Genomic DNA, 20,118 nt, shown 5'->3' with positions numbered 1-20,118 from the left:
TACTAAATTAAAATTTAAAAATAAATTACTTTTTTGTATTAAATTATTGAAACTTTGGTTATATTTCTAGTATAATATAAAGTATAACTACTATTTTTTTACTTTTAACTATTTATTATTAAATATATATAAACTTTTTACTTTTCTTAACCATACAATTTATAGTTACTCTATTTTATTAATATCTACAAAACTAAACGCATTTAATTTAATCAGTTTAAAAAAATAATCAACAGCTACAAATCATTTAAGAGATTAATTAAAAATAATTAATCTCTTATTAGAAATAAAAAGTTTATTTAAAAACTTTCTTCGTCAAAATAATTTTCAAAAGGAGGGATGACTGAAATGAGTAATACTAAGGAAAATTTTACTGTAAAAGATGTAGCTGAATATCTAAACCGTTCTGAAACAACAATATACAACATGCTAAATAACGATGAGCTACCAGGTATTAAATTAGGCGGTAAATGGATTATTAGAAAAAAAGACTTGGATGAATTCTTAAACCAAAAATTAGCCGAACAACAAAACTAAGAAATAGTTATAAGTGGTATCCAATATTGGATACCATTTTTTTTATAATATGATAAGCTAATTTTTAAATGAATCTAGAATAAATTATACCACATTTATTATTTGACAATATTTGTAACTTGAGTTATAATATTGATATAGATTTGACGGGTCAATTACTCTAAGACATATTATAAACATTTACATAATGTAATCAGACTATTATTTATAAAACTAAAATCAAAAATAGCTATCTATAAGTCAGAAGTTAAATTTATTAAATAAAATTAACAACTTTAAGTAGCTAGCTCGAAGAATAAAAACCTATTCTACTATTAGAAATAGATAGAAAATTTTAAAAGGAGAGATTAACAATGAGAATAGAAAATGTTAATGTCCTCGGAGTTGATTTAGGCTATGACTCAGTTAAAATGCTTAATGATGACCAAGAGATTATTTTTCCGTCGTTAGCAGAAAAAGATGACCAAGGAGTCTTGTCCGAAACATCATTTCAAGTAATTAGAAAAGAAGAGGAGTTGATTGAAAAATTTAATCCAGAAAAAATTATTATTAAAATTCAAGATGAACTAATCAAAGGACTTAAAAATCCTGAACTTAATAGTTATCGTGTCGGAAATTATGTTCTAAACCAGCATTCGTCCTCAATTGCATACTCATTATCTGATAATAAATATGAAGATCCAGAAGAGTTTGCAAAACTATTATCCGGCATTTGCTTATTATTTCCTAAAGCAGATAAGATTAATATAAAACATTTAATCACAGGACTACCAATTAAATACTATGAAAATCACAAAAAGTCATTTAAAAATAAGCTAGAAAATAAATTTAAAATTAAGATTAAGAATGTTAATAATAAATTTATTCCTAAAGAGATTGAAATTAGAAAAGCAACAGTAATCCCACAAGGTCTAGCTTCTTATTATGACTTTATCATGAACAAAGAAGGATTAGTTACCAAAAAAATTGAAGGTGGTTTTGGTATTGTAGATTTAGGAGGATTAACTATTGATTGTGTTGCTTTTAATGATGGTCAATTAATTAAAGATTCACCAATTTCTTGTAACGATGGAGTAAAAACAAGAATTTTTAAAAAGATTCAAGATTCATTAGATATCGATATTTCTCAAGATATTATTAAAAATCAAATTTTACAAGGAAAAGATTATATTAAAGTTAGAAATGAGAAATATGAATTCAAAAGAATTAAAGAGCAGGCTATTGATAAACTGGCTTATGATATTGCGTTACAGATTAAAAATCGATGGGAATCTTACCTAATGATCGACAAGATTCTAATTACTGGTGGAGCTACTGTATTATTGTTTGAAAGTCTAGATACTTATTTAGAAGGATTCCCTTGTGAACAAGTAAATAAAAATCCTCAATTGAGCAATTGTAGAGGGTATGTTAAATTAGGAAAAGCACTAGAACGTAAAAGACACAATCAATTAAAAGAGAAAGCAAAAGAAAGGAAACTAAAAGCGGTTAAAAATACTGCAACTGCTCAAGAGGGATAATTGGGTGATAACTATGTCTAAACTATTTTTAAGTGTTAGAATTACCAAAAACTTTTTTACTGATCATGAAATAACAAAGATCAAAGAAGAAATCAACTCTTGTCAAAGCAAATCAGAGTTTATTAGAAATGCAATTAAAAGCTATCTAAATCAAGACAAGCCTTCTTCTTCCCTATTCGAAGGTACAAAAAACAAACAAAAAGATCTACCTGATGAAGAATTAACAGAAATAAAAGAGTTGATCAAGAAAAACCAATCATTATTACACGATCTAACAAAAGGTAATATCACTTCAAACTATCATCATGAAACTCAAGAAATTTATGAAGGTAGAAACCAAGAACAAAAAACAGAACAGGTTTTAAACATATTGAATGATTTTTAAAATGCCAAACCATAGCACTATGGTTTGGCATTTCTTTTTCACTCCTTTTCCTCTCCTCCTTCCTCACTATTATAGGGTTCTGATTTAACTGGTTGATTAGTCTCTTGAACTTTAGATTCGCTACTTTCTTTTTTACTATCTTTAATCTGACTGATCAAATTCATCAGTTTCAATAATAAAGCAGGATCTAATTTGCCATCCGAGTTACTATTACCTAGCATACCTAAAATATTATTTAATGGTCCAGCTGTTTGTTTGTTATCTTGTTGTAATAAATTAGATAAAAGATCGCCTATATTTCCAGTATTAGAGTTATTATTGTTCTGTACATTATCAACTAGCTGTTGAATCTGTTGTAAATTACTAGCTTGATTATTACTTTCAAGATAATTATTTGAATTATCTACTAAACTTGTTAATTGATTAGATAAACCTTTCTGCCCTTGCATTACACTTACAATATTTAATAAGTTTAACAGCCCCAAAATTGTAACAACTGTATTCGGCTCTAATTGCTGTTGCGATTGAATATTAAAAACACTTAACAACTTATCAACAACTTGAGCTTCAGGAAAAAATAAGTAATCATCCTGATACATATTATCTCTCCTCCTTCTTCTACTAATAATTATATTAGAGCAAAGATAAAAAGTTTCTTAAAAAATCACATTTCTTTTATGTATTTCGTAATATGTATTGTAAAAGTTAATTTAAAGAAATTAAAAACTTTTAATCTTAATTAAAGGAGGGATTAATCAGCATGGTAGATAAACAGGAAATGAATAATTTTACTACTAAAAATAATGAGCATTCTAATCCTCAACCTAGTAGTAATTCCCAGCAAAACTTATTAACTTATCTTGATAGTGACCTATTATTACTTTTAATAATTCTATTTATCTTCTTTCATAATACAGAAGTCTTTTCTAATCATTTGAATTTTTTAACTGAAAATATTAAAAAGGTGAAAAACTACTTAGATGCAGCTGATGCCACTTTACAAGCTTTGGATCAAGCAAGTCACCTTCCCGAACAAATGTTAGACTAAATAAATAAAACCTTAAAGTTGATCAACTTTAAGGTTTTATTTATTTCTTTTTTTTAATTTCCCACCACATTCTGAGCATGTCCAATAATGTTCTAGGTAGACATTACCAATTCTATTAAGTAAATCTTGTTCATAAATTATGTTACCACAAATTTTACACTCCCAGTTTATTTCATATTTTGCACTTAACAAAAGACTTTCAGAAGATTTAACCTTCATCTTTTCTCTCCTTACTATTTAAATAATTAGCAACTTACTCTTCTGGTAAGGTAAAACTTCGTTGAGCTAATTCATTATCAAGCATAAAGATTCCTTGATCACTTTCACCTAATCGTTCAACCTTTTTCAATAATCCACTCATTACACTTTCTTCTTCAACCTGCTCATCAACAAACCAATCTAAAAAACTAATTGTAGAGTATTCACTTTCTTCTCTAGCTAAATCTATAATCTTATAAATCCGCTCCGTTACTTTCTGTTCATGTTCTAAAACTATTTCAAAAACTTCTTTAAGAGAATTAAATTCATTCTTAGGCTCAGGAATGCCCTGCAACTTGGCCCTTTCTCCTTTTTCATTAATGAAATTATAAAACTTTTCAGCATGAAAGCGTTCTTCTTTAGCTTGTTCCCAGAAAAAATTAGCAAACCCATCTAAATCCTCTTCCTGACAATAAGCAGCTGTGGCTAGATAATAATGAGCAGACAAATATTCAAAATTCATTTGATCATTTAAAGCTTCTAATAACTTCTTAGACAACATTAATATCACTCCTTTTAAGATTTTAAGCAGTTATTAATTTTTTAGTTCAACTTCTTTCATTATAAATGATATGGTTCATTATTCAAAATCTTAAATCCTCGATAAACTTGCTCTAACAGAAGTAGTCTAATCATTTGATGAGTAAATGTCATATGAGAAAAAGTTAATACATAATCTGCTATATTCCTTATTTTTTGATCTAAACCTAAGGCTCCACCAATAATAAACTCAATATTACTATAACCTTGTACTTGTAAATTACCTATTGATTTAGCTAAACCTTCTGAAGTCATCGGCTTTCCCTGAGGATCTAAAGCGATTGTATAAGCTCTCTCATTTAACTTAGCAATGATCTTTTCAGCTTCTTTTTCTTTTATCTGCTCTATCTCAGAAGAACTTAGTTTATTTCTTATTTTTTCATCTTTGACCTCTAAGATATCAACCTTAGTATAATGCTTTAAACGGTTACAAAAATCATTAATCCCTTGTTGAATATAACCCTCTTTAATCTTACCTACTGCTATTATTCTAACCTCCACATTATCAGCTCCGCTTATATTGATTTCTTACATTATGTACTAAGAATTAATTAAAAGCTACATTGTATATTGTAATAATTTAATACTCATTAATTAAGTTTATTTTTTAACGAAGCAATTCTTTCTCCTAAATTTTGGGCCAACTTAATTGCCTTTTGATCCTCTTTGATTCTTCCCCAGCCATCTTCTTTTTCTGCAGTTCCAATCACCAAGTTAGCTTCTGTCTGAGCTTGACCAGCTGGGCCAACAATTACCATCCCATGTAACAAACCAAACCGATGAATCGTTTCAATTGTACTTTGTGCTCCACCGTGATTTAAACCTGAAGTTGCAATTACTCCTAATAAAGTATCCTGCAAAGAGTGATCAGCCATCTTCAAAAAGCGGCTCCGATCCATAAAGTTCTTCAAAATAGCAGTTACTGTTCCAAAATAAGATGGTGAGCCAATAATAATCCCATCAGCCTCAAGTACTTTTTGGGCCAACTCCTCTAAATCATCCTCTAAAACACATTCTTTATTCTTAAAACAATAATTACACCCTTGACAAACTTCTAAATCATAATCAGCTAAATGAACTATTTCTGTTTCTGCTTCTTGCTCATTTGCAGCTTTTACTGCTTGTTCTAATAAATAATGGGTTCCTCTCTTAGCCGAACTACCTGAAATCCCTAAAATTTTCATTTACACCTCTCCTTTATTTAATAATTATAACCATTTATAGTAATCATTAAACTTGAAATCTACTCCAATAATACTACTTATTAAAACAATAACAAAAATAACTGGTATTTGCAATTAAAAATATATCATTTATAAAATGAACTCTCTAGCTAACTAAACAGCTAAAATGAAAAAGCAGATCATTTCAAGTTAAAAATGTCTGCTTTTTCCTGAAATCTATTTTATCAATTTATAAATTGAAGCATAGTTACTAACAGCACTTCCCCCAAAATTAAGGGTTAATCCGATCTCTGCTCCTTCTATTTTAGGCCCTACTGGCTCACCTAATAACTGTCTAGTTGCTAGTACAGCCATAGACACTCCTGTTGCTCCCACTGGATGGCCTTTAGCCTTTAGTCCACCAGAAGCATTTACTGGCAACCTACCATCAACCATTACCGTACCATCATCTAATAACTTTGGCCCTTGACCATCCTCAGCAAGTCCTATTGCTTCATAAGCTAATAACTCAGCAATAGTAAAACAATCATGAACTTCTGCAAAGTCTAAGTCATCTACAGTAATACCTACTTGATTATAAGCCTGCCTAACTGCTTCTTTAGTAGCAACAAACTCATCTTGTGGCCGCTTATCAAGTGCTAAATAGTCTGTAGTTTGAACTAATGATGCCAACTCTACAACTTCATCTCTCAACTCTTTAGCTTTTTCAGTGGTGGTTAATACTATTGCTGCTGCACCATCAGATACTAAAGAGCAATCATGTAACCTTAATGGTTCAGCAATCATTGGATTTTTCTTTTCTGGCAAGTTCAAAACATCCTCATACGTCCAATCTTTAGACATTTGAGCATATTGGTTTTCTAAGGCATTGCTATAATTTTTAGCAGCAATCTTAGCTAAAGTTTCTCTTAATTCATCATTAGATAATTTATGTCTCTTCTTATATCCTTTAGCAAATTCAGCAAATAAACCTGGGAAAGTCATCCCTTCAGCACCTTCATCTGGCCAGTAAGATGCCATAGCAAGGGTTTTAGTAACCCCTTTAGTATCTAGTGTAGTCATCTTTTCTACACCAATTACTAACGCATAATCCACCTCTCCTGCTTCAATAGCAGCTTTAGCTTCTTTTATAGCAGCAGTACCAGAAGCACAGGCATTTTCTACTCTGGTAGATTGAGTAAATCTTAACTCAGGATCGATATTCATTGCATAAGGAGCTAAATGCTCTTGGTTGTTAAAGCCCCCTCCACTATAATTGCCAATCCAAATTCCATCTATATCCTTAGCTTTTACACCAGAATCATCTAAGGCACTCTTGCCTGCTTCAACCAATAAATCATAAATACTCTTATCTGATGTATTAAAATCAGAATGATAAGTTCCTATTACACTAACACTCATTTTCCTCTCTCCTCTCAACAACTCTGATTTTTTATCTTCCTTTAAACTCTGCTTCCCTCTTTTCTAAAAACGCTTCCATTCCTTCTGTTTGATCTGCACTGCTAAAACAAACACCGAATAGATTGACCTCTAAATCAAGGCCACCATTCATACCTAATTCTATTCCTGAATTAATAGCTTCTTTAGCTAAACTAACAATCACAGATGATTTGGCAACTATCTTATCCATCAGCCTCTCTACTCTAGATAATAGTTCATCTTCTGGAACAACATGGTTGACTAGGCCAAATTTCAAAGCCTCTTCAGCTCCAATATTCTGACCAGTGAAGGTTAGTTCTTTTGCTTTAGCTACTCCTATTAACTTAGGTAAGCGTTGTGTACCTCCAAAACCAGGAATAATACCTAAATTAATTTCAGGTTGCCCAAATTTTGCTTTTTCACTAGCTATTCTGATATCACATGCTAAAGCTAGCTCACATCCTCCACCTAATGCAAAACCATTAACTGCTGCAATAACTGGCTTGGAACAATCCTCTATTCTTTTAAAAGTAGTATGCCCTAATTTAGCAAATTCTTTCGCCTCTAAACTATTCATTTCTTTCATTTGAGCAATATCTGCTCCAGCAACAAAAGCTTTCCCTGCACCTGTAATACAGATAGCTTTTGTATTTTCATCTTCTTCTAAAGTCTCAATAGCCCCTTTTAACTCCTTTAACACTTCACCATTTAAAGCATTTAATGCTTTAGGACGATTAACCGTTAATAAACTCCAGCCCTCTTTTTGCTCCAGCCTAAGATGTTGAAATTCCATTCTTTTACCTCCTCTTAGTTATAATAAATAACCTCTAATTTAGAGACTGTTTCATTTTAATTAATCGTACTTATAAAAACCTTCTCCTGTCTTTCTTCCTAACTGCTTTGCTCTTACCTTCTTTCTCAATAATGGACATGGTCTATACTTAGATTCACCTAGCTCTTCAAACAAAGTCTCCATAACTGCTAAACAGATATCTAATCCTATTAAATCAGCTAATGCTAATGGGCCAATTGGGTGATTAGCTCCTAATTTCATAGCAGTATCTATATCTTCTACACTAGCAACCCCTTCCATTAATAAATAAGTTGCTTCATTAATCATTGGAATTAACAGCCTATTTACTACAAAACCTGGTGCTTCTTCTACTTCAACGGATGTTTTATTAATATTATTTATAAAAGTTTCAATCTTATCAAAAGTCTCATCAGAAGTTGTAATGCTTCTAATTAACTCTACTAATCCCATTACAGGTACAGGATTAAAGAAGTGAATTCCTAAAAAATTATCTGGTCTCTGAGTTATTGTAGCTATCTCTGTAATACTTAAGGCAGAAGTATTAGTTGCTAAAATAGTCTCTTCTTTACATAGTTCATCTAACTCTTTAAAGACTTCTTTTTTTATTTTCATATTCTCTACAATAGCTTCAATTATCAAATCAGCATCTTTTAAATCTTCTAATTCAGTACTAGTTTCAATATTATTTAAAGTCCCTTTCATTTCTTTAGCACTTATTTTTCCCTTCTCTACACTCCGCTCTAAATTCTTTCTAATTCTTTTTAAACCTTGTTCTACATACTCCTCCTTAATATCACGTAAAACAACTTGATATCCTGCTGTTGCAATGACTTGAGCTATACCACTCCCCATTGTTCCAGCACCTAAAACGCCTACTTTTTTCATAATTATCCCCCTTAAAATTTATAATTACAAGTATATAAATTTTCTTAATATCATACATTAATCTCTTTAGTACTCCTTATAAATATTAAAATAAGAAAACCTATCTTAACAAATGCTCAACACTTTTCTTATTCTTTTAAGTAAATGATACTATATTTAGTAATATATGTTTGTTTGTATCTAGATATTACCTACCTTATAGTTTTATTCCTAGCATAATAATAATAGCTAATGATAAATATTTATCATTAGCTATTATTATTTATTACTACACCTGAATTTCTGTTAAATCTTCTGACACCACAAAATCAGCTTCTGTTACTTCCTTAACTTCATCAAGCTCAACATTTGGTGCAATTTCAATTAATACAAGACCATCATCAGTTACATCAAAGACACCTTTATCAGTAATAATCCTATCAACTGCTCCAGCAGCGGAAAGTGGTAGGTTACAATCTTTAAGAATTTTAGAATTTCCATTCTTATCCACATGTGCTAAAGCAGCTACAACCCGCTTAGCACCAACAAGTAGATCCATACCGCCTCCCATACCAGGAACAAATTTACCCGGTATTTTCCAGTTAGCAATATTTCCATGTTCATCTACTTCCAAAGCACCTAATACTGTAACATCTACATGACCCCCGCGAATAATACAGAAGGAAGTTGCTAAATCAAAAGCACTACCACCAGGACGCATCGTTATAGGTTCCCCTCCAGCATTTGCAAGCTCAGAGTTATGTTCTCCTTTTTGAGGAGCAGGGCCAAACATTAAGCCACCATTTTCAGTTTGTAATATTACATCAATATCTTCAGACATATAATTCGCAGAAGCAGTTGGCATTCCAAAGCCTAAATTTATAACCGCTCCATTATCAAATTCTTGTGCTATTCTTCTGGCAATAAACTCTCTTTTTTTCATAGTTATCTTCCTCCTTATTTATTGAATTTGCCACTCTTTTCCCATAATTCTTCAAATATATCTTTTCTCTCTTCTTTTGAGTATCCCTCAACAATATAATCTACAAAAATTCCTTGAGTTCCTATATCATTTGGTTCTATCTCTCCAACTTCAACAATCTCATCTACTTCAGCAATAACAATATCTGCTGCAGTTGCCATAGTAGTATTAGTATTGATTGAAGTACCTTCATACATTAAATTCCCTTTCTTATCAGCCTTAACCGCCTTAATTAGGGCTACATCTGCTGACAAAGGAGGGTGAGCCAAATACTCACTACCAAAAAGATTAATCTTCTCTCCTAATTCTTCTACTTCAGTACCCAGTCCAACAGGAGTAACTACTGCACCTAATCCTCCTCCAGCTGCCCTTATTCTCTCAATAAAGGTTCCCATAGGGTTAAACTCTACCTCAATATCTCCATCATTATATGCCTTAACTAATTTTGGATCTGTACCTATATGTGCTCCAATGAATTTTTTAATCTGCTTCTTTGGTGCTAGTTTTCCAATATCAAACTCTCCACCAGGGTAACCTCCCACAACACTAATAAATGTCAATTCTTCTACATCTTTTTCAGCAAGATTATCAATTAACTTCAAAGGAGATCCAACACCTAAAAATCCACCAACCATCAAACTATTACCATTATTTACCTTCTTTATAGCTTTATCTGCAGTTGTAATAACCGCCATTAGCAAACACCTCCATTAAAATTATTATTTTTAAGATTGACTAAGCTGTGCTTCTTTCTTTTTTTGAATACTATATTTCAATGCAAAAGTGAATACTATCCCTGCAACATTTAATATAGTTGCAATAAGAAAAGCGTAACCATAACCTCCAGCACTCTCTTTTGTTGTCGCTGCAATCATTGGCCCAATATATGCTGCAAGACCATAAGCTGTAAATATTATACCATAATTTGCACCAATAAATTTATCACCAAAGTTATCAGCTGTTACTGATGGGAATATACCTAAAAACCCACCAAAACCTAATGCTATTCCAGAAGTTGCTATTATAAAGGTTGGAAAACCACCTGCTACCCTTAATAGTAATAACATCGCTGCCGAACTAGCATACATTAAAATTAATGTGTTATATCTACCTATCCTATCAGATACACCACCCCAGAAAATTCTACCTGCCGTATTTGCTATACCTATAATACTTACTCCTAAAGCAGCTAAACGAGCAGAGATACCTACTGTTTGCTGACCGATAGGTGAAGCATGGCCTATTATCATAAGTCCTGAAACACAGCCAATTGCATATAGCAACCATAAAATATAAAACCTGCCAGTCTTGAGCATCTCCGTTCCTTTTAGATTTATTTCAGCACTTTCTGTGCCACCATCATCTGAACTCTTCATAGGTGGTTCCCAACCTTCTGGTTTCCAATCTGGATCCGGTCGATCCATAACAAATGAAGCTCCAACAATAAGCACTAAATAAACTATGCCAATTATTCTAAATGTTGTAAATACTCCAAGGTTTCTAACAAGTGCTTCAGCAACAGGTGCTAATAGAACTGACCCTAAACCAAACCCAGCAGCTGTTAACCCACCTGCCAATCCTCTCTTATCTGGAAACCATTTTACAGTATTACCTACGGTACAGGCATAGATCATTCCAATTCCAACTCCACCCAATAATCCGTAAGTAAGATAAAGCATTGTTATTGAATTGACATAACCTACTAAAAACAACCCCAGTCCAAAGACTATTCCTCCTAATAATGTTACTAGTTTAGGCCCGTGTTCATCTTGAAACTTACCAGCTACAATCATTGCAAAAGGAACCAATGAAAGGCTGATAGTAAATGCCAAAGAAGCCTGACCCGTCGTCCATCCAAAATGATCCATTAAAGGAGTTTGAAAAACACTCCAAGCATAAGCAGAGCCTATACTTAAATTAAGAATAACACTTGCAATTAAAATTACCCACCTATTCTTACTTTGCATTGTCACCACTTCCTTTCTGAATCTCTTAGTATAGTTTTCATAGACTTAATTTTCAATCTTATCAGAAAATTATCTCCCCCCTTCGGTTTAAATAATGTTTAGCCTACAAAAAACTTTTTCTTTTCACCTACTTAATAATGCAATACTCATGCCAAAGTTCATTTACTCTCGTCAGCCCCTTAGTTCCGTTTAATAAAAAAATGATTAGTAGTATTCACTCTGAAAAAGTTGTGTTAATTTTAAAACAAATTGTCCAAAAATATAACAAAGAGGAGATTTTGATATTATTAAAATAATACCCAAATCTCCTCTTTGTTATAATATTTAACTTTAAACATCTATGATTTTATATTTCAACTTCAAATGCAACTATATTACAAAGTTAATAAGCAATATCATATTTCTTCATCTTATAATATAAGCTACTTCTAGAAATCCCCAAATCATCAGCAGCTCTGACCTTATTATAATTATGTTTCTTTAAATATTTAGTAATCATATCTTTTTCTGCTTCATAAGTACTCGACTTTAATTCACTATTATTTTTATTATTATTAAAAGCACCTACTCCACTTTCATCAATACTAGAAGAAATTTCTTTAAAATCATCAACTGTAATTCTATCATCAGATAAGACAATAGCCCTTTCAATAACATTAATTAATTCTCTTACATTTCCAGGCCATTTATACTTTTTTAGTATTTTAAAGACATCTTCTTCAATAACTGGACTTCTAACATCAAACTTTTGAGAAATTTTATCAATATAATATTCTACCAATAAAGGTATATCATCTTTATAGTCCCTAAGGGGTGGAACATCTACAGGAATAACATTTAACCGGTAATATAAGTCCTTCCTGAACTCATTTCTTTCAACCATCTGTTCAAGATCTACATTAGTAGCAGCAATAATTCTTACATCAACTGACTCAGGAAAGTCTCCACCTATTTTAACAATTTCTCTTTCCTCAATAACACGAAGTAATCTTGTCTGTAATTTAAGATCCATTTCACCTATCTCATCAAGAAATATTGTTCCATTATTAGCTAATTTAAATTTACCTTCTTTACCTTCCTTTAAACCACCAGTAAAAGTTCCCTTATCATACCCAAATAACTCTGCTTCAATCAAATTTTCTGGTATAGCACCACAATTTACCTTTACAAAAGGCTGATACCTTCTCTTACTAAGGCTTACAATTGCATGGGCAACTAATTCTTTACCAACACCTGTTTCCCCTCTAATTAAAACCGTCGAATTGATCTTAGCAGTTTTAATTAATCTCCTTTTCATCTCTTTAATTTTACTACTTTCTCCTATTATGCTATCTATTGTATACTTAGCTTTTGAATTATCATCTTCATTATCTTTTTTGTTGATCACTTTTTTTTGGAGCTTCCTTTCCTTTAAAAAAGAAATCAAATCTTTAAACTCAATAATTCCTACAATACTATAATCTTTCTGTACTGGTATAATATCATTAGTAGTATTAACCTCAGTTAACTCTGTAGTAACATCTACAGTTTCAATATAATTAGTAACCTGCTCTACTCTTTGATTCTTATCTTTGGCCTTTAATATATCTAAAACTGAGACAACCCCTTTATAGCGAGCTTTATCATCCTCGACAATAATATGACCTTTCTTCTTATTAAGCATCTTATTTTCTACCTCTGTTATTAAGTCATTAATATTGCAGCTTTCATAGTCATAACTCATTAGATTGAAAACTTCCAACTAATTCCCTCCTCCCTAAAATATAAACTAAAGTTTTTTTAAGGCTAGCTGATTTATTATTATAAACTTTATAATACAGGGTGAAAATAAAAAATGAACCATATCTTAATCAAAAGGATTATCATCTATATCAAAAACAGCAACTTTTTTTTCTAAATAAAGAGCAATCTCATATAAGTCCTCTGTTGAATCATCTATATTGTCAAGTAAAAGTTTAACTTTTTCAAGTTCAATATTTAAATCATTTAAGAAGAGATTCCTTTCCTTATATTGATCAAATCTATCATCCTTTTCATTAAGGTCTATATAGTCTTCTTGTTTAGGGTTGTAGAGCAACTTCAAGATTGCTTCTATTTTTAACCAACTTTCATCATCAAAATTATCTCTATGTTTTTCAAATAACTTATAAATCCGTTTGATAATAAAATCATTCTCACTAATAGTTATTGCATGAGAACCACTATCAAAACATAAGTCATTTTGAGCAGAATTGATATTACATTCCATTTTTTCAAGTGCTCCTTTAGCACGTTCTACATCTATTGTTAGTTTTTGGGTGGACTTCTTAATATCACTAGAATTACTTTTGATTTTACCTATCATCATACTAATAGAAAACATCATAGCATTATAAGCTTTACTTAAAAAATCAAATTCTTCAGTATTGATAACATTGACATACTTTGTATTCAAATTCCCTTTTTTAGCTTCTTGAAAGGCAGCCACAAATTTCTTTATAGGTTTTGAAAATTCTTTTGATATAAAAAGAGCAGCTAACAAACTTCCTAGTACTGTCAAAACCATTATAACTATAAACATCTTATATAAATAAGTTCTAGAGCTAAAAATATCCTCTTCTAACCCTTGTGTCACAATATACCAGTCCCAGGGTTCATAATATTTATAATAACCTACTTTATTTTCCCCTTCAAATTCATAATTAATTGAACCTTCCTTACTATTAATCATTTCTTTTATCCAGTCATATTTATAAACATTTTCTCCAGATATTTCAGGATGAACAACTACCTTGCCATTAGAATCTATAACATAAGAATACCCAGAATTTTCTATGCTTATATTCTTTATATTATTTATTAATTCATATTCTTGTTCTTTTCTTCCAATTACAAAGGCACCTACTAAATCACCCTTCTTATTTTTGATTGGTTTATAAATTGTTGCATGCATTATCCCCTCAACATTTGCTCTACCTATATATTGTTGACCATTTATTAATTTTTGAAAAATCGTACCTCGATCTAGTATTGTCCCCATAATTCTCCGTCCATTTTCATCTCTAACATTTGTACTAACCCTTATAAACTCATCTTTATGAAACATAAAAATACTAGCAGGTAATTTTTCTTGCTGAATTAATTCATCTACTAGCGTAAAGTCACCTGTAATTTTTTGTTCCCCAATATACCAAGTTGGTAGTTTATAGTCTTCAAAGCCTTCAATTTCAACCATTTCATCATAATCAAATTTATTTTTACCTAACGCCTCTAATCTATTTTCAAATGACTTGCCAGCACTTTTTAACCATGAAGTAATCACTCTTTGTTGAGTATCTACCATATTATATATTCCATCGTTTGTATTTGTTAGAGTCTGTTTGCTAGATCTCGATATTTGCTGACTAATCAAATAATAACTGAAGCTACCAATTATTAAGGCAGGTATCACTGCAACCAATAACAACCAATATAGTAGCTTTTTTCTAATAGTCTTCTTCATAACTGCCTACCTCCAATAAATATTTTATAATAATAAATGAATAGTTTGTATTAACATTATATAATTACAATTTAAATTAAAAGGTTCCTGAGATTCTAATATACAATATTAACTCACTTAAAAAAACTTAAAAAAGTAAGGTTTAATCTTTTTAATATCCCAAATAAGTTTTAAAATTATTAAATATAACTCAAAAAAGAAAAAGAAAAAGTGCCTACATTCCACAAGGGTAATTATTTTGTTCATTTATTGCTATAAATTTATTTTTAATTCATTATATCAATATATATATATATATGCAATGTGAAAATTTAAGTCATTAGCTATTTCTTAAGAATATATCATCTTCTAATTGAAAAAAGCCTATTAATATAAATCACTCATTAATAGGCCTTTCTTGTAATCTTATTTTATACTTTTTTAAACTAGAGTCTCGATAAATTAATAACTCAATTTTATCATTTACTTGATACTCTTGTAAAAGTTCCTTTAAATCTGACATGCTGGTTAATTCTTGTTGATCAATTTCTAAAATGATATCCCCTTCTTGCAACCCACTCTTGGCAGCAGGGCTTTCTGCAATAATTTGAAAGATATAAATGCCAGTCTGATGCTCTAGTTCATAGCTATCTGATAAATCAGGAGTAATATCTCCACCATAAATCCCAATCCAAGGTCTAATTATCTCTCCTTCTGCAATTAACTCAGTTACTATTTCCTTAGCTAAATTAATTGGAATAGCAAATCCAATCCCTTGAGCTTGTTCAATAATAGCAGTATTAATTCCTATTACTTCACCTTGCTGATTTAATAGTCCTCCACCACTATTTCCTGGATTAATCGCTGCATCTGTCTGAATCATATCTGTTAATTCAGCTATTTGTTGAATCGGTAACCTTCTCTCTAAAGCACTAATTACTCCTACCGTTACAGTATTAGAAAAACCGTAGGGGTTACCAATAGCTATGGCCTTTTGACCTACTTTTAACTGACTTGAATCTCCTAATTTAGGTACAGACAATTCTAGATCTTGAGAATCAATCTTAATTACAGCTAAATCAGTAACTGGGTCTTTACCAATAACTTCTGCTTTATATTCTCCTTCCCCTTCAGGCAAAAAAACATTAATCTCTTCGGCACCTTCTATAACATGATTATTGGTAATAATATAACCTTCATTATTATAGATAACCCCTGAACCTTCACCTCTAATTCTTTCCTCTCTTCTTCGAGTAAAGAAATCATACATAACCCTTTCTTTAGCGGTAGTTATCCTTATAATCCCCGGGCCAACCTCTTTTACTACATCGACAATTTGCTCTTGGCCCACCTCTTGATAACTGACTTCTTGATACTCCTTACTTGTCTGTTGTTCTTTATCTTGAACTATATCTTCTTCAATTTCTATCTCATCTTGGCTCAATTCAATAGTAGAGAGAGCAAAATACAAAATACCCGCCCCCACCAGCCCACTAATTATAGCAATAATTAAATAGGCTTTCAGATTAAATCCAATTTTATCATCCTCAGCAAAGAAAAAACTCATTATTTCCCTCCCTAAATTAACCTAATTGATAAAGTGGAGTTACTTGTTCTTGATAAGCAAAATCTAGTTTTATATCTCGATCTAATTTAATACCTGCTTCAACTAACATATTTTTTATCGTCAAAAATGCCAGTTCAGGTATATTATTATTTTTGCTAAGGTGGGCTAATAATATACGGCTGACAGATCTTTTAGATAAATTTACTACTTCAGCCCCAGCAGCATCATTAGATAGATGACCTTTATTTCCCATCACCCTCTTTTTAAGAGACCAAGGATAAGGGCCAATCTTTAACATCTCCAGATCATGATTCGATTCTAAAACAACTAGATCTGAATCACTGATCTCTGCTCTGATTTGATCTGTCATCTCTCCTATATCAGTAGCAACAGCCATCTTAGCCCCACAAGAAGTTATCGTATAACCGACTGGTTCTTGAGCATCATGCGGGATACTAAAAGGTTTAATTTGACACCCCCCTAAATTGAAGGGCTTAGTATCAATGACACACTGTTGTTCTGACTTTAGCTTTCCTAACTTATCTGCTGCCACTTGCCAAGTACCAGCTGTCGCATACAATGGAATCTTACACCTTCTAGCTAACACTCCAGCTCCTTGAATATGATCAGTATGTTCATGGGTTAATAAGATAGCATCTAACTCTTTAACACTTAAATTAATCTTCTTTAATCTATTATTAATTTGCTTTCCACTTAAGCCAGCATCAATTAAGATCTTCTTCTGACCTGCCTCAACATAAATAGCATTCCCTGAACTACCACTAGCTAAAACTGATATTTGTAAACTGATTATTATCATCTCCTTCCTCTATTATTTTCTTTTGCTTGAGATCGGTTCTATCCTTTAATTATTTACTAATTAATAATAATTACTTTTAAATAAAGGAGTTTTTTATTTGAAGCTGAAAATATTAATATAGGTCTTTTAATTATATCATCTATCTTTACTAAAAAAAAGCTAGAAAGATCAGCTTAATAAAATAAATTATCTTTGAGAGGAGTCGAGTAATGAACTTCCAAGAATTTATCACTAAAGTATCAAATAAAATTAATATTGATTTGACTAGTTATAAAGAAAAAAGGGTCAAACGACGCAGCAACAACCTGATGAGCAAGCATGGCATCAACGATTATCAAATCTGTCTAGAGAAATTAAATAATAGCAGAGAATTTCAGAGAGAATTTCTAGAATATATGACAATTAATACTTCAGAATTCTTTCGTAACCCAGATAACTTTAAATACCTTAAAGAAAATATTATGCCTCAGTTATTAAAGAAAAAAAGCAAGGTCAAAATTTGGAGTGCAGCAGCTTCTAATGGCTGTGAAGCTTATACATTAGCTATTATTTTAAATGAATTACAGGTTAATCCTAACCGCTATCAAATTAAAGCAACAGATATAGATCCTAGTATTCTAGAGGAGGCACGAGAAGCTAAATATAAGAAGAACTCAATTAAAAAGGTAGCTCCACAGCTTGTCAATAAATACTTCACTAAAAAGAAGGATCATTACCAACTGGACAGCAAAATTATGAATCAAGTAGAATTCGATAAGTTAAATTTATTAACAGACAAATATGATTTCAATTTGGATTTAATTCTATGCCGCAATGTCTTTATCTACTTTACAAAAGAGATTAAAGAAGAGCTGACAACCAAGTTGAGTAATTCATTAACTAAAGATGGAATTTTATTCTTAGGTAATACTGAGTACCTACTTCAACCAGAAAAATTTGGCCTAGAAAAAGTTTACACCTCTTTTTATAAAAAAATCTAGAGGTGGAGACCTCCACCTCTAGTAGTTTTACACTTGATAATCTTGTAGTCGCTGGGCCAACCTTTTAGATATATTAGCAGTTACTTTTATCTTGTTGGCAACATAATTCTCCTCTAATACTTGCCCATTCTGATGCAGTTGGTCAATCCACTTTCCAGCTTCATAAGGAAACTCCAAATCAACAGTTACCATATCCCTAGCTATAACCTCAGAAATTCGCTCTAACAATCTATCCTTACCTTCACCTGTTAAAGCAGAAATCGCTACACTACTTGGATAATCTTGTCGTAATAACTCCAGATAATCATCAGCTACTAAATCAGACTTATTAAAGATTGTAACAATTTCCTTATTCAATACCCCCAGCTCTTCTAATACTTGATGAACAGTAGCCATTCTCTCCTTCAGCTGAGCTTGACTACTATCTACCACATGTAATAACAGATCTGCCTGTTGAACCTCTTCTAATGTAGCCTGAAAAGCAGCTACTAATTGATGTGGTAATTTCTTGATAAATCCAACAGTATCACTGAAAATAACTTGGCGACCAATCGGTAATTTAGCTTGACGTAAAGTTGAATCTAAGGTAGCAAATAATTCATCTTCAACCTTAACATCAGCTGCCGTCAATAAATTCATTAAAGTTGATTTCCCTGCATTAGTATATCCCACTAGGGTAATCAAAGGATTCTTTCGTCCTTGCCTTTGTACAGCTCGATTCTGTCTAACTTCTGTCAATTGCTCCTTCAAGCTATGAATCCTCTTTCTAATTTTACGTCGATCAATCTCTAGCTTAGTTTCTCCTGGCCCTCTCGTCCCAATTCCTCCACCTAAACGAGATAATTCTTTTCCCTTCCCTGTCAAACGGGGTAATAAATACTCTAATTGGGCCAACTCAACTTGAATCTTACCTTCTTTAGTATGAGCATGCTGAGCAAAGATATCTAAAATCAATTCAGTTCTATCAACAACTTGTACAGCCAAAACCTCTTCCAAATTGCTATGTTGAGCAGGAGTCAGTTCATCATCAAAGATAACTAAATTGCTTTGTTGACTAAAAACTAACCCTTTTAACTCTTCTAATTTACCAGTTCCAATATAATAAGCAGGATTCTTTCTTTCTTGTTTCTGTAAACTTCTAGCTACTACTTCAACTCCAGCCGTAGTAGCTAAACCATTTAATTCCTCCAGCTCTTCTTCGGCTTTACCAACTAATATGGCTCGTTCTCTATCTTCTTTTACTCGATAATTATCCACTTCACTTAATCTCTCTTCTAATTGAGCCACAACAGCTAATTGATCAAATTCAATTGCTTGCTTAATAGTCAAATTTATCTCTTCTAGGCTTACTAACCTTCCCTCAGCAACTTTAGGTATTACTAATAGTGCAGAGTCAGATTTTAAGCTGACTTTAACTAAATTATCAAGCCTAAACCTTAAAGCTAAATTTTTCTGAGCAAGAGTAAGCTGTTGATTATCACTAATAGTAATCACCCTTAAACCTGATAACCTCTTCTTGCTCCTTCTTCTTCTAATTCCTTCCAACAGGTTAGCTGTTAAATTGCCTTGTTCAATTTTAACAACCTTTCCATTACGATCAATAACTAAATTTAATTGTACTGGAACCGATTCTTCAAACTGAACAAGCAACTGTTGATTAAGCAACTTATTAGAGCTTAATTTAGAATATAAGACTTCCTCCCAATTTTCAATAAATTATCCCTCCTATAAGTTGAATTTAAATTATTAGCTAAATCATTTCATATCTAACAG

At 31.6% G+C, this 20,118-nt stretch carries 21 protein-coding genes; 5 read left to right on the top strand and 16 right to left on the bottom strand.

Translation table 11 applies throughout. The annotated features are described in order from the left end of the window. Positions 1–348 precede the first annotated feature (348 nt). The 3 genes from ACKF5P_RS11745 to ACKF5P_RS11735 all read left to right on the top strand — a co-directional run bounded on the left by ACKF5P_RS11745 (position 349) and on the right by ACKF5P_RS11735 (position 2,442). Positions 349–537 carry a helix-turn-helix domain-containing protein gene (locus tag ACKF5P_RS11745; RefSeq protein WP_408955378.1) on the top strand — a complete coding sequence of 63 codons (189 nt, stop codon included), beginning with the start codon at positions 349–351 and terminating at the stop codon, positions 535–537. A 353-nt stretch (positions 538–890) separates the two neighbouring features. Continuing rightward, a complete protein-coding gene (locus ACKF5P_RS11740; protein ID WP_408955377.1) occupies positions 891–2,057 on the top strand; it encodes a StbA protein in 1,167 nt (388 codons plus the stop codon). Positions 2,058–2,061: 4 nt separating this feature from the next. After that, complete coding sequence (locus ACKF5P_RS11735) at positions 2,062–2,442, top strand: hypothetical protein (protein ID WP_408955376.1); 381 nt, start codon at positions 2,062–2,064, stop codon at positions 2,440–2,442. A gap of 38 nt (positions 2,443–2,480) precedes the next feature. On the opposite strand, the gene ACKF5P_RS11730 is transcribed toward ACKF5P_RS11735, so the two are convergent. Continuing rightward, positions 2,481–3,041 carry a hypothetical protein gene (locus ACKF5P_RS11730; RefSeq protein WP_408955375.1) on the bottom strand — a complete coding sequence of 187 codons (561 nt, stop codon included), beginning with the start codon at positions 3,039–3,041 and terminating at the stop codon, positions 2,481–2,483. 161 nt (positions 3,042–3,202) lie between these two features. Here ACKF5P_RS11730 and ACKF5P_RS11725 point away from each other — a divergent pair, with 161 nt between their 5' ends. Beyond that, the gene (locus tag ACKF5P_RS11725; protein ID WP_408955374.1) at positions 3,203–3,490 is read left to right on the top strand and encodes a hypothetical protein; all 288 of its coding nucleotides are present in this window, start codon (positions 3,203–3,205) and stop codon (positions 3,488–3,490) included. Positions 3,491–3,526: 36 nt separating this feature from the next. Here the strand turns inward: ACKF5P_RS11725 and ACKF5P_RS11720 are convergent, their stop codons facing one another. The 14 genes from ACKF5P_RS11720 to ACKF5P_RS11655 all read right to left on the bottom strand — a co-directional run bounded on the left by ACKF5P_RS11720 (position 3,527) and on the right by ACKF5P_RS11655 (position 17,365). Continuing rightward, a complete protein-coding gene (locus ACKF5P_RS11720) occupies positions 3,527–3,709 on the bottom strand; it encodes a hypothetical protein (RefSeq protein WP_408955373.1) in 183 nt (60 codons plus the stop codon). A gap of 34 nt (positions 3,710–3,743) precedes the next feature. Beyond that, complete coding sequence (locus ACKF5P_RS11715) at positions 3,744–4,250, bottom strand: ferritin (protein WP_408955372.1); 507 nt, start codon at positions 4,248–4,250, stop codon at positions 3,744–3,746. A gap of 59 nt (positions 4,251–4,309) precedes the next feature. Further along, positions 4,310–4,789, bottom strand: coding sequence for a 23S rRNA (pseudouridine(1915)-N(3))-methyltransferase RlmH (rlmH, locus tag ACKF5P_RS11710; RefSeq protein WP_408955371.1), 480 nt, complete (start codon positions 4,787–4,789; stop codon positions 4,310–4,312). Between the two features lie 89 nt (positions 4,790–4,878). Continuing rightward, positions 4,879–5,472 carry a flavodoxin family protein gene (locus ACKF5P_RS11705; protein WP_408955370.1) on the bottom strand — a complete coding sequence of 198 codons (594 nt, stop codon included), beginning with the start codon at positions 5,470–5,472 and terminating at the stop codon, positions 4,879–4,881. A 216-nt stretch (positions 5,473–5,688) separates the two neighbouring features. Next, complete coding sequence (locus ACKF5P_RS11700) at positions 5,689–6,873, bottom strand: thiolase domain-containing protein (RefSeq protein ID WP_408955369.1); 1,185 nt, start codon at positions 6,871–6,873, stop codon at positions 5,689–5,691. A gap of 31 nt (positions 6,874–6,904) precedes the next feature. After that, on the bottom strand, positions 6,905–7,684 hold the full coding sequence (locus ACKF5P_RS11695; protein ID WP_408955368.1) for an enoyl-CoA hydratase-related protein: 780 nt from the start codon (positions 7,682–7,684) through the stop codon (positions 6,905–6,907). A gap of 60 nt (positions 7,685–7,744) precedes the next feature. Next, on the bottom strand, positions 7,745–8,590 hold the full coding sequence (locus ACKF5P_RS11690; protein ID WP_408955367.1) for a 3-hydroxybutyryl-CoA dehydrogenase: 846 nt from the start codon (positions 8,588–8,590) through the stop codon (positions 7,745–7,747). A 268-nt stretch (positions 8,591–8,858) separates the two neighbouring features. Next, positions 8,859–9,512, bottom strand: coding sequence for a 3-oxoacid CoA-transferase subunit B (locus ACKF5P_RS11685; protein ID WP_408955366.1), 654 nt, complete (start codon positions 9,510–9,512; stop codon positions 8,859–8,861). Between the two features lie 14 nt (positions 9,513–9,526). Then, complete coding sequence (locus ACKF5P_RS11680) at positions 9,527–10,246, bottom strand: CoA transferase subunit A (protein ID WP_408955365.1); 720 nt, start codon at positions 10,244–10,246, stop codon at positions 9,527–9,529. Positions 10,247–10,276: 30 nt separating this feature from the next. Then, positions 10,277–11,518, bottom strand: coding sequence for an OFA family MFS transporter (locus ACKF5P_RS11675; protein WP_408955364.1), 1,242 nt, complete (start codon positions 11,516–11,518; stop codon positions 10,277–10,279). A 382-nt stretch (positions 11,519–11,900) separates the two neighbouring features. Next, complete coding sequence (locus ACKF5P_RS11670) at positions 11,901–13,259, bottom strand: sigma 54-interacting transcriptional regulator (protein ID WP_408955363.1); 1,359 nt, start codon at positions 13,257–13,259, stop codon at positions 11,901–11,903. A gap of 105 nt (positions 13,260–13,364) precedes the next feature. After that, positions 13,365–14,999, bottom strand: coding sequence for a Cache 3/Cache 2 fusion domain-containing protein (locus ACKF5P_RS11665; RefSeq protein WP_408955362.1), 1,635 nt, complete (start codon positions 14,997–14,999; stop codon positions 13,365–13,367). A 376-nt stretch (positions 15,000–15,375) separates the two neighbouring features. Then, a complete protein-coding gene (locus ACKF5P_RS11660; RefSeq protein ID WP_408955361.1) occupies positions 15,376–16,545 on the bottom strand; it encodes a S1C family serine protease in 1,170 nt (389 codons plus the stop codon). 16 nt (positions 16,546–16,561) lie between these two features. Next, entirely contained in the window at positions 16,562–17,365 is an 804-nt protein-coding gene (locus ACKF5P_RS11655) for an MBL fold metallo-hydrolase (RefSeq protein ID WP_408955360.1), read from the bottom strand. Between the two features lie 209 nt (positions 17,366–17,574). Between ACKF5P_RS11655 and ACKF5P_RS11650 the strand changes: the two genes are divergently transcribed. Beyond that, the gene (locus tag ACKF5P_RS11650) at positions 17,575–18,345 is read left to right on the top strand and encodes a CheR family methyltransferase (RefSeq protein WP_408955359.1); all 771 of its coding nucleotides are present in this window, start codon (positions 17,575–17,577) and stop codon (positions 18,343–18,345) included. 27 nt (positions 18,346–18,372) lie between these two features. Here ACKF5P_RS11650 and hflX read toward each other — a convergent pair whose 3' ends face one another. Beyond that, the gene (hflX, locus tag ACKF5P_RS11645) at positions 18,373–20,010 is read right to left on the bottom strand and encodes a GTPase HflX (protein ID WP_408955358.1); all 1,638 of its coding nucleotides are present in this window, start codon (positions 20,008–20,010) and stop codon (positions 18,373–18,375) included. Between the last annotated feature and the right edge of the window lie 108 nt (positions 20,011–20,118).

It is taken from the genome of Natroniella sp. ANB-PHB2, assembly GCF_046097105.1.
GTDB lineage: Bacteria > Bacillota > Halanaerobiia > Halobacteroidales > Halobacteroidaceae > Natroniella.
This window is presented reverse-complemented; position numbering and strand designations above follow the sequence as displayed.

Excerpts from the sequence above, each read along its gene's own strand:
- ACKF5P_RS11745 (WP_408955378.1), top strand. The coding sequence starts at position 349 with ATGAGTAATACTAAGGAAAATTTTACTGTAAAAGATGTAGCTGAATAT.
- ACKF5P_RS11740 (WP_408955377.1), top strand. The coding sequence starts at position 891 with ATGAGAATAGAAAATGTTAATGTCCTCGGAGTTGATTTAGGCTATGAC.
- ACKF5P_RS11730 (WP_408955375.1), bottom strand. The coding sequence starts at position 3,041 with ATGTATCAGGATGATTACTTATTTTTTCCTGAAGCTCAAGTTGTTGAT.
- ACKF5P_RS11725 (WP_408955374.1), top strand. The coding sequence starts at position 3,203 with ATGGTAGATAAACAGGAAATGAATAATTTTACTACTAAAAATAATGAG.
- ACKF5P_RS11720 (WP_408955373.1), bottom strand. The coding sequence starts at position 3,709 with ATGAAGGTTAAATCTTCTGAAAGTCTTTTGTTAAGTGCAAAATATGAA.
- ACKF5P_RS11715 (WP_408955372.1), bottom strand. The coding sequence starts at position 4,250 with ATGTTGTCTAAGAAGTTATTAGAAGCTTTAAATGATCAAATGAATTTT.
- ACKF5P_RS11705 (WP_408955370.1), bottom strand. The coding sequence starts at position 5,472 with ATGAAAATTTTAGGGATTTCAGGTAGTTCGGCTAAGAGAGGAACCCAT.
- ACKF5P_RS11700 (WP_408955369.1), bottom strand. The coding sequence starts at position 6,873 with ATGAGTGTTAGTGTAATAGGAACTTATCATTCTGATTTTAATACATCA.
- ACKF5P_RS11695 (WP_408955368.1), bottom strand. The coding sequence starts at position 7,684 with ATGGAATTTCAACATCTTAGGCTGGAGCAAAAAGAGGGCTGGAGTTTA.
- ACKF5P_RS11690 (WP_408955367.1), bottom strand. The coding sequence starts at position 8,590 with ATGAAAAAAGTAGGCGTTTTAGGTGCTGGAACAATGGGGAGTGGTATA.
- ACKF5P_RS11685 (WP_408955366.1), bottom strand. The coding sequence starts at position 9,512 with ATGAAAAAAAGAGAGTTTATTGCCAGAAGAATAGCACAAGAATTTGAT.
- ACKF5P_RS11680 (WP_408955365.1), bottom strand. The coding sequence starts at position 10,246 with ATGGCGGTTATTACAACTGCAGATAAAGCTATAAAGAAGGTAAATAAT.
- ACKF5P_RS11675 (WP_408955364.1), bottom strand. The coding sequence starts at position 11,518 with ATGCAAAGTAAGAATAGGTGGGTAATTTTAATTGCAAGTGTTATTCTT.
- ACKF5P_RS11665 (WP_408955362.1), bottom strand. The coding sequence starts at position 14,999 with ATGAAGAAGACTATTAGAAAAAAGCTACTATATTGGTTGTTATTGGTT.
- ACKF5P_RS11660 (WP_408955361.1), bottom strand. The coding sequence starts at position 16,545 with ATGAGTTTTTTCTTTGCTGAGGATGATAAAATTGGATTTAATCTGAAA.
- ACKF5P_RS11655 (WP_408955360.1), bottom strand. The coding sequence starts at position 17,365 with ATGATAATAATCAGTTTACAAATATCAGTTTTAGCTAGTGGTAGTTCA.
- ACKF5P_RS11650 (WP_408955359.1), top strand. The coding sequence starts at position 17,575 with ATGAACTTCCAAGAATTTATCACTAAAGTATCAAATAAAATTAATATT.